Below are 13,114 nucleotides of genomic sequence, written 5' to 3'. Positions count from 1 at the left end.
ACAGTGGTACAGGTGACTCCGCGACGCGTTCTCATGATGGTTGGCAATGACATTCGCCACGACACCCGTGTCCTCAAAACTGCGCTGGCGCTAGCCGACGGTGATATTGAGGTCACCATCTTGGGATACAGCTCCACAGGAGTGCGGGAACAATCAACGCTGGGCCCAGTACGCATCGTGCGCGTACCGGTGGCATGGCGATTCCGTGACCGAGCCAACGCCGCCCGCAAAGCACGACGAGACAAACGCCTCATTGTGGTAAACGAGCCATCTCCGCGCGAAAAAAGACTGCGCGAACTTCAACTTAGCCTGCGCCAACGCGAAGCTGCCGAACAAAAAGGCGCTAACGGAGCAAACCGCGCTACCCGAGCCGCCCTATGGCGAGTAGCGCAAACAAAGCTTGAACAACAGGCCACACGCTTGAGCAAGTACGAAGATAACTGGCGTCAAAAACTGTACGAATCAATCGACAACTCCGCCGCCCTCGTAGCCTGGCGTCGCGATATCCCCGAAATTGACGACTACGCGCTCGCATTTGACCCAGTAATTGATTCCCTGGAATGGGACATCATTCACGCCCACGACGTGCACATGGTTGGTATCGCGGCGCGGGCGGTAGCACGTAGACGAGCCAACGGTAAGGAAGCAGCCTGGGTTTACGACGCTCACGAATACGTAGCTGGTCTTTCGATCTATCCGGGCAGGCCAGTGCGCAAGCGAGCCGCCTACCTCGATCTGCAGAACGAATACATCCGCGACGCCGACGCCGTGGTCACAGTGACACAACCCCTGGCTGAGCAGCTGCAGAAAGACTACGACCTAGCCAGACAACCAACAGTGGTGATGAACGCCCCAGTGCTTTCCGCAGCTGAACGCTCGGCGGAGGTCTCACTTCGTGAGGTATGCGGCGTTGATAAGAAAACACCACTACTGGTGTATTCGGGAGGGGTCACTGCCGCCCGAGGCGTCGATACAGCCGTACGCGCGTTACTCGCACTACCTGAGGTGCATGTGGCAGTGGTATGTGTGCCACGAACCACCACAGCCCCAGTACGTGAACTCACCGAATTGGCACGAACCTGTGGCGTTGAGGACCGAGTGCACTTCATCGAACCGGTGCGCCCAGATCACGTGAGCGGTTTTGTCGCCGAAGCAGACCTCGGACTCATCCCCATCCTGCACTTCGGTAGCCACGAGTTCGCGCTCGCGAACAAGTTGTTTGAGTACTTATTTGCCGGTCTACCAGTGGTTGTCAGTGATACGCGTGCACAGAAAGAGTTCGTTGAGCGTGAACAGGTGGGGCTAGTTCATGAGGCAGGCAACCCAGCCTCATTCGCGACAGTGGTCAAAGAAGCACTATCGCGTAAAGATGAATTTCAGAAACGTATCCGCCAAAACACCGACCTATTGACGCCATACGCCTGGGAGTATCAGGAAAAAACACTGCGTGAGCTATACCGCGACCTATTCCGTCGAGGGCTTCCGGTAGGGAAGTCGTTGATGGTGCGAGCGAATAGTGTCGCGGTCGGGGATGCAGGGATAAGCGAGCCGCAATCTAGTTCGACTCTAGAAGAGATGGTAGAGCGGCCAATTAGTCATGATGACCGGGCAAGTTACGTTGGGTTTGGGCCAGCAAATATGGCTGGCCAGGCATGGCAATGGGCTAAGGCACTCGAGCGAGCGATACCCGGGGTGAGCACCTCTGTGATGGAAGTGGACCGGGGACAGAAGTTCCGGTATCCGCATGACACGTGGGTCGAGACGACAACCTATCGGCGTGATGTCAAGTGGGCGCAGGCGCTGGAAAATCGTGCAGTGAAGGACTGGACGCATGCCCTGGTGGAGGCCGGGCGGCCTGTGTTCGGGTTGCGGCATGGTCATGACTTTGTTGGGGATGTGAAAGTGTTGCGCGCGGCAGGCGTACGGGTGGGGCTGCTGTTGCACGGCAGTGAGATCCGTAACCCGTCAATCAATGCCCAGCAGACACCATGGTCGCCTTTCGCTGACCCGGCAGATGAGCAAACTGCTCGGTTACAACGGGTAGTGGATATCCTCGCGCCGAAAGTGCGAGCCTTCATGGCTGACGAGGCCTTCGGCGGTCCTGTGTTTGTCTCAACACCAGATTTGTTGCGGCACATGCCGGGTGCGTATTGGCTTCCAGTGGTGGTTGATGTCCAGATGTGGAGCGCTGAGTCGGCTGTGCTGGATAAACCGGTACCTGTAGTGCTCCACACACCGAGCCGTTCCTCGTTGAAAGGAAGCGCTCACGTTGAAGCCGCGGTGGGGCCGCTCGTCGAAGAAGGGCTTATCAGATATGAGCGGGTAGAAGGCGCCACCCAAAAAGAAATGGTCGACCTGGTCAAAGGCGCTGACATTGTGCTCGACCAATTCGCTTTAGGCGGGTACGGGGTAGCCGCGTGTGAAGCGATGGCGGCAGGAAAACTTGTGCTTGGACATGCCATCGAAGAAGTTCGTGAGCATGTGAAGTCTCAAACGGGGCTGGAAGTACCGGTGGTTGAGGCACCTGCAGACCGTTTAGAGGCAGTGTTGCGTGAGGTCCTCACTGATCGTGACGGATTCAGCGCAGTGGCTGCTTCTGGACCAGAGTTTGTGCGCCAAGTGCATGACGGCACCCGATCCGCGGCAGTGCTGGCTGAGCGGCTGAACATCCACTCCTGAGAAAACTGCACCAGTTTCACTGCAACGGTGAGGGGGGGCTTTCCATCAGACACAAGCGATGGAAAGCCCCCCTCAGCGGCAAGGCAGATCAGCTCTTGCGGTAGAGCTTCTTCGTTGCGTAAGCGGGCTCGCAGGTGACCTGTACACCCAGGTTCCGGAAAATGCCCTCATCGACGCTGCCCAAGATGGTGGAGGAGTGCACATCGCAGCCACGCAGATTCTGCAGCTGCTCCAGAGCTAAGCGAGCGTTTTCATCGTGCTTGGCGCCCACAGCCAGGGCAATAAGCACCTCATCGGTGTGCAGACGCGGGTTGTGACTGCCCAGATGCTGTGTTTTGAGGGCTTGGATGGGGGCGACCGTGTCGGGGGAGAGCAGATGCACCTTGTCGTCGATGCCAGATAATGCTTTGAGTGCGTCAAGCAGGATTGCCGAGCTCGGTCCTAGCAGCGAGCTGGTCTTGCCAGCGATGATGCGCCCATCAGGTAGTTCGATCGCAGCGGCAGGGCCCTTAGAACGCTTAGCGAGCTTGCGGGCAGGTTCAACGACAGGACGATCAGTATCGACGACCCCGAGTTTGCTCATCGTTAGCGCGATACGTTCGCTCTCAACTGGTTCGATCTGCTCTTTGTGCTCGCGGGCTAAAGCCTTGAAGTAGCGGCGGATCACTTCCTGCTTAGAGGCATAGCGGACGACCTCGTCATCGCTGATGCAAAAGCCCACCATGTTGACACCCATGTCGGTGGGGGAGGCGTAGGGAGAAGCCCCCATAATCTGCTCGAACAGCAGATTTAAGACAGGGAAAACTTCGACGTCACGGTTGTAGTTCACTGTCTGCTCACCATGCGCAGCCAGATGGAACGGGTCAATCATGTTGACATCGTCGAGGTCGGCAGTAGCGGCCTCATAAGCCAGGTTCACGGGATGATCCAGTGGCAGGTTCCAGATCGGGAAAGTTTCGAACTTCGCGTAGCCAGACTCCACACCGCGCTGATGGTCCTGATAAAGCTGCGAAAGACACGTAGCCATCTTTCCTGAACCTGGGCCGGGGGCAGTGACAACGATAAGGTTGCGGGTGGTTTCGATGTAGTCGTTGCGTCCGTAACCCTCTTCACTCACAACGAGCGCGACATCGTTGGGGTAACCCTTGATGGGGTAGTGACGGTAGACAGTCAGCCCCAAACGTTCGAGTTTGCGTTTGAAAGCTTTCGCGGTGCGGTTGTCTTCGCTCCAGTGAGAAATCACCACGCTGCCGACGTACAAGCCATAGGTGCGGAACTCATCAACTAGGCGGAGCACATCTGCGTCGTAGCCGATACCCAAATCGCCACGGACCTTGTTAGAAGCAAGGTCTCGAGCGTTAACAACAACGACCATCTCGACGTCGTCTTTCATCGACTCGAGCATCACCAGCTTGTTGTCCGGAGTGAAACCGGGCAGCACACGCGAGGCGTGATGGTCATCAAAGAGCTTTCCACCAAACTCCAGATACAGCTTCCCACCGAACTGTGCTCGACGTGCACTGATGTGCTCGGTCTGCATACGGATGTACTTGTCGCGGTCAAAGCCAATGGCGTGTGCGTTCACAATTCCTCCCCAGGGTATGCCGCAGGGAGCTTATCGTTTTGGCCTGCCAGTACGTGCGATGTGACGCATCCCAATCACATCAATAACTGCTTCAACGAGAGCCTTCCATCGCCCAAATACCTACTAACGGCTCGCCAAAACATATGTGTGGGGGACGTGAAAGTCATGTGAGGTTCTTGTGAGGTTCATGCCCCAGAGTTCTAGATGTCGGTAGGGAAACCCGGAAATCAGGGGCCGGGCGCCTCGCTCACGCGAGGCGTTCCCCACCGTCAAAGACACTGGACGCACCACCGACGGTGTCGATGGTCATGTGAAGGAGAAGACAATGTCCGCTCGTTTTTCCGTAGGTAAAGTCGCCTCTGCAGTCTTGGCGGTCTCCCTCATCGCAGGACCCTCGCTCAGCATCATCGCTCAAGACAGCACCGCCTCGGCCGCACCGACAGAAGCCCAAACAGTCGCCAACGTGCGCAAGACCGCCGGGCCCAAACTACCCAGCGTCCGCCTCTGGACCGAGTCCACCTTCAAACACGGACAGCAGCTGACCGTGTTCGCAGACGCAGGCAGCGACAAATCTGGACGCAGCTTCACCCACGCCACCGTTGTTGGGCCACACGGCATTAAAGGCACCCTCCACCCAGCCGCAGATGCAGGAGCACTCACCACAGACATCATGATCCCCGCCGACCTTAAAGGTTCCTGGATCCGTCTCACACTTATTGCCCCGGATGGGCGCACCGCGAACGCCATCGTTCACAGCAACTGATCTCCCCTTACTCGCCTGCCGGTCGGAAACTCCCCAGAGAACGCAACCCCACCGGCCGGCAGGTTTACCCTCACTACACGATCAGTCCCATGAGAGGACATAAGGCATGGCACAGCCCATGAATAACCGCGCAAAAATGGCTGCAACTGCGGCGCTAGCGCTTCTTATCTCTCTCACCGGCTGCTCCGTCCCCGACCAAGGAACCGTGACCGCGGCACATGGATCGGCCCTGCCAGCAGTAACCCCTGCCAGCGGAGAAGACCACGCCGCGTTGAATAGCGCAGCGAAAAAAGGCCAGTTCTACCTCCAAGACTGTGACAAGTCACTTGTGCAACGCCCCTCCTCTTTCACCCTCGCATGCGCTGATTCAAACTCCGCCCTCGATTCAGTGAAATGGGACAATTGGGGAGATACCCAAGCCACAGGCAGCGCAGTCCTACGCGAGAACAGCTGTGTCCCTAACTGTGCTGAAGGGAAACCTGTCTCCTACCCAGTGCGGATCAAAGCCACCGGCGCCCTTACCGCTAACGGCGCTGGCGCCTACACCAGCATCGAAATTACCTACACCGACAAAGTCCCCGAAGGACAAGACAAAACCACGGTATGGAGCGCTCGACGCTGACGCGACTCACGCGCTCATAAACGTCACCTCAGTTTGCGCACCAGACAGCCCCGGATGCCGGGCATCAGGCTCAGAACGGCCTAATGTCACCACGGCCCCCATCGTCTCAGCGTGCTTAAACGCAATCGTCAGCCCCAACCCTGATCCCTTACTACCAGTCCCAGCATGAAACGGGCGCGGGCCATTCTCAATAACGTCTTGCGGATAACCAGGTCCCGCATCACGCACCGTCAACGTATTGCCATCCACCTGAAATAGCGCTTGACCACCACCGTGGCGCACCACGTTAGTTACCAAGTTGCTGATCACCCGATCCAACCGTCGAGTATCGACCAGCACCTCTGCCGCCGAACCAGCCACGAACTCCACCTCAGCGCCCACATCACCCAGACGTCGCAATGACTCCTGCACCGTCACCGCCAAATCCACCCGCTCCACATCAGCAGGTTCAGCAGCCCGATCCAGTCGCGACAACTCCAACAGGTCATCTACTAGACGACGCAGCCGAGTCACCTGCCGGCGCACAATTGAAGAAGACTCGTCATCGGGCAACAATTCCGCAGCACTGACCAACGCCGTCAACGGCGTACGCAACTCATGTGCTACGTCTGAGGTAAACGCACGCTCCAACTCCACCCGCCCACGCAGCGTAGCCGCCATGTCATCGATGGCAGCAGTCAACACGGCCACCTCATCGTGACCTTTCTGGCTCACCGAAACATCCTCACCATCAGCGATCATCACCACCCCATCAGCTGCCCGGCGAAGCCGTGAAGAGATAGTGATACCCGCAATCCACCCCAACAAACCCGACAGCACTAACGACGCCGCAGCTGCGATACCCAACGTCTGCAGACGATCTTCGTTCTGCTTAGCCAACGTTGAAGCATCCAGCTGAACCACCAGCGCCACCTCTGGCCCCAACCTGGCTGCAGCCCACATATGCGCGCCGTCGTAATAGGTGGTCTTCTCCTTCGTATTCGGGTCAGCCAGTGCCGAACGCACCGCCTCAGGAGCAGAATCCGTATCCATCGAAGCCCCCAAACGTAACCGGCCATCCAAGGAATACCCTTCACTGGCAGCGATCAACCGTGCCAACGCCTGCCCCCGCACCGCATCCGTCGCCGAATCCGCAGCCCGCACTGCCAGCACACCACTGACCACACACGAGACCAACAGCGATGTCACCGCCACCGCCACCGTGATGTACACCCGCACCGACCTCAACCGCCGTAATGCAGGCAACCCCTTCCTCGACCTACACGAAGACCCAGCGAAACTCACTCCACCACCAGCTTGTACCCCAGCCCCCGCACCGTATGGATAATCCCCGGACCAATCTTCGAACGCAATCGACCAATACTGACCTCAACCACGTGGTCATCACCCCAATCACCGATATCCCACACCAAATCCAAAAGCTGCGACTTAGTCAGCACCCTGCCCGGACGATCCAAAAACGTCGCCAACAAACGAAACTCCGTGCCCGACAAAGTGATCTCAACCCCATCGCTATGCCGAAACACCGTCATCCCATCCCGATCCACCCGCAAATCACCCACTGCCTGCACATGCGGCGCAGACAACCGTGACCTAGCCCCCGCACCCGCCTGCACCCCAGCGGCCATAGAACGTCGTGACACAGCCACAATCCGGGCCGCCAAAATAGCCCCATCGAACGGCTTAATGACATAGTCATCAGCCCCGGCCTCAAACCCAGCCAACTGGTCATACGGCAACTCCCGCGCCGTCAACATAATCACCCCCAACGGAGCAGCACGCTCACGCAACCGACGCGTCAACGTGATCCCATCCATCCGAGGCATCGCAATATCCACCACCGCCACCTGCGGTGAAAGCCCCTCACGATCTAAACGCGCCAACAACTCCAACGCATCCACACCATCAGCAGCCGTCTCCACCACAAACCCCTGCTTACGCAACACCAACGACGTCGTCATCCGAAGATCGTCGTCATCCTCCACCACGAGCACCCGCAGCCCACCCTCGTCGCCGCTTTTCACGTCAGCATCCATACACACAAGGGTAGAGACCCAAGCAGCCCATCTCACGGACCCTCACCAGCACCATCAACCACCCACAACACACACAAGCAGGGGCGAAGCCACACAGCCTCGCCCCTGCTTAAAAACACACATCACCGTGCGCGCCGCGCCTGCAACGCCCGCTTCGCCGCCGGATACCCCACCACCACATCCGGTCCAGGATGCCGACGAGCCAACAACCACGCACCCCGCTGCGACCGCGCATCCACAGGGAACACCAAATCCGCTCCCGCAAACACCTCCGAGGCCGTCCGAGACCGCGACAACGCCACCGCAAACCGCGTCGAAATACTGCCGTGCCTCACCGCAATCGCCTGCTGCGCCACCTTCGCCAACGGCCTATCACTAGCCTTAATATTTGCTTTTGCCGCTCGCTTGACCTGCACAGCCTTGGCCTTAACCCTACGGCTACGCCACTTCACCCCCTGCCGCACCCGCTCCGGATGATACTTCGGCAACGAGACCGAAGCACGCGCCTCCGCACCCGTGCGATACACCCCACCATTGGGGTCAGCAATACGCCCCGGAGTCACATGATCCTGCACCACCTCACCCATCTGACCAGCAAGATCAGACACGCTCACCGGAGACTCCTCACCTCCTGCACCAACAACTCCACCACGCTCACCCGGAGCCGATTCGGCAACCAGATCAGCAACATCCGCGCCAACACCAGAGCCACCCAACGTCTGCACGCTCAACGGCTCCGGCCGACGCACGTCCAACCGCGGACCAAACACAAAATGCCGAGCCACCGGCAACGGCTCAACCGGCGGCTGCCACGCCAACAGCTCCACCTCATCAGTGTCCAACAGCTCCAAATTCTCCCGCCACATCCGGATCGTCTCAGCAGAAACACCCCGACCCGTATCAAGCAAAACAATCTTCACGCCTGTTCCTCCACATCACCCGCAGGACCATCCAACACGACCCCACCAACCGGCACAGGTACAGCTTCCTTCAACGCCGACACACGCGGCTCCAGCTGGATATCCCGCGCATACCTCCGCGCGAACTGCGCACACGCCGCCCGTGTCTCCTCCGAAGCCGACCGCGCCGCACGCCCAGCCTCCACCAACGCCTCCGCAATCGAATCCGGCGACAAATCCTTCACCGGGAACCACAACGGATATTCACGCAACACATCCGTCGCCGCGTTCCCCGGATCATGCACAGCAACAATCGGCAAAGCGCTCGCCGCGTACTCGAACACCTTCCCGCTCGTCACATAAATTCCCTTGCCAAGAACCAACAACAATGCATCAAACGTGTCATAAATCTGCCGCACCTTAGCCTTCGGCACCGGGCCCTGATACGACAACTCATCCTTGGCGTGCTCCTCCACCAAATTCAGCAACGCTGGCGACGGAGCCGAATAAAAACCTAAATACCCCCACAACTGCGCTTGCGCATTCGACAACTCAGCACTACGACCCCGCGCAATCTCCCACCCCTTCGCAAACTCCGCGATCGGTACCCGCGCACTAGCCGTTCCGATATACCCAAACACCAACGGCTTATCAGCTGATGGGCTTTTAGTCGTTGGCGCTGGCGCAAACTCAGGGTCATACCCATTAGCCACCACATGCATCCGCTCCGCCACCTCCGGATGCCGCTTGGCATGCCAGGCACGAATCGGCTCATTGACAAACCACACCTCATGCGCATCCGCCAACAGACGCCGCTCCAACTTATCGACGCGACCACCCTCAGGATGCAAGAACGTTCCATCAAACACATCCAGCATCCACGCATCCCGATAATCCATTACATACGGAACACGGAAACGCCGATACAACGCATCTGCAGCCATGAAATCCACATTCGGGTTCGCCGTCGCCACCGTCATATGTACGCGCTTGCGTTGATGGATATCAATCGCGGCCTGTTCCAAATCACGCCGCCACGGCCCATAGTTCGACTCCGGAAAATCACGCATATCCCGGTACTTGCGACTGCGTCGCCACACCTTCGGCGCCAAAGCCCGCAAAGGCGACCAATTCCGTACATTCATGTCCATGCTTGGCCACGGAAACGGAATCCGAACTATCTCAACTGCAGGATCCACCTGCTCTTCCAGCGAAAAATCCGCACCCGTGTAGTCAATGAACGTTTCACGCGTAGCAGTAAGAACAGTGACATCCCATCCCTGACGCACGAAACCATTCACAGTGGCCAATGCTCGATACACACCACCGCCACGTGAAGGCGGAAAACCCCACGCGACATACAACATGTGCGGACGGAAAAGATCGGCATCCGGCGGCGGGGTAGGGGTGGTCATGAGTTACGACATCTCCTCAAACGGATGCGGCTGCAAAGGAAACCCACCGAACACGAAGCCCCACAACACGCAGAAACGGTCACGAGAAACGGTGGAACAAAAAGCTCTCCGCAACATTAACGCCTCAAACAACCTCAGCGCGCACCGCACGACACGGCCACACAGCCCACCAAGTGTGCCGCCCACAGCAAACAGCCAGGGCGGCACACACACTCACATACGAGCCAATGCACAACGCGCTGAATCCACCGCCACGACCAAAGAAGCACCCAACATGATCGAGTCCTTGATCACTAGCCGCCCCACTCCCGAAAGGTATGGGAAACCGTGCTCCGCCGAACCCAAAGCAGGAACCCACGCCTCCGGAGTAGTCACAAGAAAACTCAAAGTGACAAAGCTCATCCCCGTCAAAGCTACGCCACCTATCACTCCAAGAACGGGATGAATCCAATGCCCCAAAATCAGCAACCCGATTGCCACAATAGTAGCGCCAATAAGAAGAGCAGCGACATAGGAACCATTCATGGCATGCCAATCCTTATTGGCGGCCACCAAAGCGCCCTCCGGATTCCGGTGACTTTTGTAACCAGACGGATCATTGTAAAGCCAACTCATAATAGGGCTGTTCGCAACAAAAGGAGCGATGCCCTCAGCCTCATACGGCACCACCTTGAGGCCACCAATCCACAAAGTAACAACAGCCAAACCAATACGCGTGAGAGTTAAGCTCACCCGATCCAGCTTCGCCACCGCTTCCAAGACGTTACGCATGATTTCTTCCCCAAACTCTTTAATCTCCGAGGGAAGAATTTCCAATCGCCAACCTGCGCTCCTCACGTCGCCGCAGATGTTCACCTAACGTGGCATGACGACGAGCGAGCTCGCCCATCACCCGCTCAATCTCCACCATCGTCTCCTCATAAAGACGAGCAGCCTCAGGGCAATCATCCGAATACTCATTCCCAGAATCGAGACATTCAATAAACGGACGAACCCGGCTGGGTGGAATGCCACACGACGCCAGATGCCTAATCTCACAAGTCACGAGAAAATCTCTCTCGCTATAAACGCGGTAACCATTCTCACTGCGCTCCGGCGACAACAAACCCAACGACTCGTAATACCGGAGAGCCTTCACAGTCACGCCCGCCCTCAGTGCGAGAGCACCGATCTTCATTTCTTCCCTCTCCATGACCGGATCAGGCTAAAACCCTGCCCCCAAGGTCAAGGCAACCCGACCACACCAACATCAACACCATCTCAACGCACAACCCACCACCCGCATTCACCACAGCCCCCGCGCGCCAAGGCACCCCAACACAACTAGGCTTCCCCCCAACACATCAACCGTGATCCGCAGGCCTACAAACCAACCAACAACGGCACTGCACACATCACCCAAACAGCAGGAGAACCATGACCGAGGCATCCGTCCGCATCCAAGCAAGCGCCGACGTCGCCGACAACGCCGTCTTCGGAGAAGGCAGCGCCGTCTGGCACCTAGCCCAAGTCCGCGAGGACGCAGTACTAGGGAAAAACTGCATCATCGGACGCGGCGCCTACGTCGGCAGCGGCGTAAAAATGGGAGACAACTGCAAACTCCAGAACTACGCCCTCGTCTACGAACCCGCCGAACTCGAAGACGGCGTCTTCGTCGGACCCGCCGTCGTCTTCACCAACGACCACTTCCCCCGCTCCATCAGCCCCGACGGCACCCTCAAACGCGGAGACGACTGGGAACACGTCGGCGTCACCTGCCGTCAAGGAGCATCCATCGGCGCCCGATCTGTATGCGTCGCCCCCGTCGAAATCGGAGCCTGGGCCCTAGTCGCCGCTGGCTCCGTCGTCACCAAAAACGTCCCCGCACACGCACTCGTCGCCGGAGTGCCCGCTAAACGCATCGGCTGGGTCGGCCGCGCAGGTGAACCCCTCACCCCCGGCGAAGACGGACTATTCACCTGCCCCAGCACAGGAGAGAAATACCGCCAAAACGGCGAAACCCTCGAACTTCTCGAAAACTGAAAACCCCGCACAAACACGTGTGCCGGTGGCCAGAGACACCCCCTCAAGCCACCGGCACGATCACAAACCCGCAGGGCTACTCAGCATCGGAATTATCGCGGCCACTAGTACGACGAGGCTGCTTGCCCAACACATACCCCTCTAAAAACCCAACACCCCACCCGTAATGAATCCCCGCAAACGCCAACGGCAACGACTTCACATCCACCGGCGCTGAATCCTCACGACCCTTCAATGCCTTCGCGCTCGCAACAGCAAGACCCCCCAAATACGGGGCATAACCAGCCAGCGCCAACCGCGGATGACGCGAAGCCAAAGCCGCCAACGCTACAGTGCCCATCACCGCCACCGGAGCCGCCAAGTGACGCGGCCGCAACGCCTCCCGGCCGTTCTTGCGCACCATCAACGCCTTACCCCGCCCATATCGCCGATACTGACGGAACAAGTCCGGCACGTTGTCACGCACATGCCACAAGATCCCCATCTGAGGATCAAAACCGATCTCATACCCCGCCAACGCAATCCGGTGGTCGAAATCCACGTCCTCATTAACCATGAGGTTCTCGTCCCAACCACCTACCTGACGAGCAACATCGGCGCGATACACACCAAACGACGCGTGGTCAGTCAACTGATACTCAGTGCCGAAGTGGTTAATCGAATCACCAATTGCGAACGGACTCGACTGCACCAGCCCAATCGCCCGCCCCGTGGGAGTAGAAGAAACCCCAGTACGCAACCCCCCCACTGCAGCCAATTTCGGATTCTCTGCAAAACGCTTCAATGCCTGTGCGAAATACCCCGGCGTGATCGTCGCGTGTCCATCAACCCGCGCTACAAACGAACCACGCGCAGCAGCCAACCCCACATTCAAACCCGACGGGATCACCACTTTCGGGTTATCCAACAGGCGCACACGCTCATCCTGTGACGCTAGTCGTCGCACAATCGCCGCTGTGTCATCCGAAGAACGACCATCGACAACAAGTACCTCAACATCCACGCCCTCCTGGGACAGGATCGACTTCACCGCCCCCTCCACTGAAGCCGACTCGTTGAGAACAGGCATGATCACGCTGACCAACTCAGACAT

At 58.1% G+C, this 13,114-nt stretch carries 12 protein-coding genes; 4 read left to right on the top strand and 8 right to left on the bottom strand.

What is annotated here, in order from left to right:
• Window positions 1-12 precede the first annotated feature (12 nt).
• The gene (locus DXZ77_RS07650) at window positions 13-2,679 is read left to right on the top strand and encodes a glycosyltransferase family 4 protein (protein WP_258553206.1); all 2,667 of its coding nucleotides are present in this window, start codon (window positions 13-15) and stop codon (window positions 2,677-2,679) included.
• Between the two features lie 88 nt (window positions 2,680-2,767).
• Here the strand turns inward: DXZ77_RS07650 and DXZ77_RS07645 are convergent, their stop codons facing one another.
• Window positions 2,768-4,264, bottom strand: a complete 1,497-nt coding sequence (locus DXZ77_RS07645) for a DUF1846 domain-containing protein (protein WP_258553205.1) — start codon at window positions 4,262-4,264, stop codon at window positions 2,768-2,770.
• A gap of 325 nt (window positions 4,265-4,589) precedes the next feature.
• Here DXZ77_RS07645 and DXZ77_RS07640 point away from each other — a divergent pair, with 325 nt between their 5' ends.
• Together DXZ77_RS07640 and DXZ77_RS07635 are read left to right on the top strand one after the other, a co-directional pair.
• Window positions 4,590-5,027: a hypothetical protein gene (locus tag DXZ77_RS07640; protein WP_115031159.1), complete on the top strand. Its 438-nt coding sequence runs from the start codon at window positions 4,590-4,592 to the stop codon at window positions 5,025-5,027.
• Window positions 5,028-5,133: 106 nt separating this feature from the next.
• Complete coding sequence (locus tag DXZ77_RS07635; protein WP_115031158.1) at window positions 5,134-5,649, top strand: hypothetical protein; 516 nt, start codon at window positions 5,134-5,136, stop codon at window positions 5,647-5,649.
• A gap of 6 nt (window positions 5,650-5,655) precedes the next feature.
• On the opposite strand, the gene DXZ77_RS07630 is transcribed toward DXZ77_RS07635, so the two are convergent.
• The 6 genes from DXZ77_RS07630 to DXZ77_RS07605 all read right to left on the bottom strand — a co-directional run bounded on the left by DXZ77_RS07630 (window position 5,656) and on the right by DXZ77_RS07605 (window position 11,176).
• Complete coding sequence (locus DXZ77_RS07630; protein WP_147279232.1) at window positions 5,656-6,933, bottom strand: HAMP domain-containing sensor histidine kinase; 1,278 nt, start codon at window positions 6,931-6,933, stop codon at window positions 5,656-5,658.
• The gene (locus tag DXZ77_RS07625; RefSeq protein ID WP_115031156.1) at window positions 6,930-7,685 is read right to left on the bottom strand and encodes a response regulator transcription factor; all 756 of its coding nucleotides are present in this window, start codon (window positions 7,683-7,685) and stop codon (window positions 6,930-6,932) included. The genes DXZ77_RS07630 and DXZ77_RS07625 overlap by 4 nt, the downstream gene beginning before the upstream one ends.
• Before the next feature lie 122 nt (window positions 7,686-7,807).
• Window positions 7,808-8,605 (bottom strand): hypothetical protein, encoded by a 798-nt coding sequence (locus DXZ77_RS07620; protein WP_115031155.1) that lies wholly within the window; start codon window positions 8,603-8,605, stop codon window positions 7,808-7,810.
• Window positions 8,602-9,999 (bottom strand): glycosyltransferase, encoded by a 1,398-nt coding sequence (locus DXZ77_RS07615; RefSeq protein ID WP_220181611.1) that lies wholly within the window; start codon window positions 9,997-9,999, stop codon window positions 8,602-8,604. Before DXZ77_RS07615 ends, DXZ77_RS07620 begins: the two co-directional genes overlap by 4 nt.
• A gap of 213 nt (window positions 10,000-10,212) precedes the next feature.
• A complete protein-coding gene (locus DXZ77_RS07610; RefSeq protein ID WP_258553204.1) occupies window positions 10,213-10,815 on the bottom strand; it encodes a DUF417 family protein in 603 nt (200 codons plus the stop codon).
• A complete protein-coding gene (locus DXZ77_RS07605; RefSeq protein WP_115031153.1) occupies window positions 10,790-11,176 on the bottom strand; it encodes a MerR family DNA-binding transcriptional regulator in 387 nt (128 codons plus the stop codon). The genes DXZ77_RS07610 and DXZ77_RS07605 overlap by 26 nt, the downstream gene beginning before the upstream one ends.
• Before the next feature lie 239 nt (window positions 11,177-11,415).
• Between DXZ77_RS07605 and DXZ77_RS07600 the strand changes: the two genes are divergently transcribed.
• Entirely contained in the window at window positions 11,416-12,021 is a 606-nt protein-coding gene (locus DXZ77_RS07600) for an acyltransferase (RefSeq protein WP_115031151.1), read from the top strand.
• 76 nt (window positions 12,022-12,097) lie between these two features.
• On the opposite strand, the gene DXZ77_RS07595 is transcribed toward DXZ77_RS07600, so the two are convergent.
• On the bottom strand, window positions 12,098-13,114 hold the full coding sequence (locus tag DXZ77_RS07595; RefSeq protein ID WP_115032740.1) for a glycosyltransferase family 2 protein: 1,017 nt from the start codon (window positions 13,112-13,114) through the stop codon (window positions 12,098-12,100).

This window comes from Dermatophilus congolensis (assembly GCF_900447215.1).
GTDB lineage: Bacteria > Actinomycetota > Actinomycetes > Actinomycetales > Dermatophilaceae > Dermatophilus > Dermatophilus congolensis_A.
Note: the sequence above shows the minus strand (reverse complement) of the source record. Positions and strands in the feature narration are given on the sequence as shown.

Excerpts from the sequence above, each read along its gene's own strand:
- DXZ77_RS07635 (WP_115031158.1), top strand. The coding sequence starts at position 5,134 with ATGGCACAGCCCATGAATAACCGCGCAAAAATGGCTGCAACTGCGGCG.
- DXZ77_RS07600 (WP_115031151.1), top strand. The coding sequence starts at position 11,416 with ATGACCGAGGCATCCGTCCGCATCCAAGCAAGCGCCGACGTCGCCGAC.
- DXZ77_RS07625 (WP_115031156.1), bottom strand. The coding sequence starts at position 7,685 with ATGGATGCTGACGTGAAAAGCGGCGACGAGGGTGGGCTGCGGGTGCTC.
- DXZ77_RS07640 (WP_115031159.1), top strand. The coding sequence starts at position 4,590 with ATGTCCGCTCGTTTTTCCGTAGGTAAAGTCGCCTCTGCAGTCTTGGCG.
- DXZ77_RS07595 (WP_115032740.1), bottom strand. The coding sequence starts at position 13,114 with ATGTCTGAGTTGGTCAGCGTGATCATGCCTGTTCTCAACGAGTCGGCT.
- DXZ77_RS07615 (WP_220181611.1), bottom strand. The coding sequence starts at position 9,999 with ATGACCACCCCTACCCCGCCGCCGGATGCCGATCTTTTCCGTCCGCAC.
- DXZ77_RS07605 (WP_115031153.1), bottom strand. The coding sequence starts at position 11,176 with ATGAAGATCGGTGCTCTCGCACTGAGGGCGGGCGTGACTGTGAAGGCT.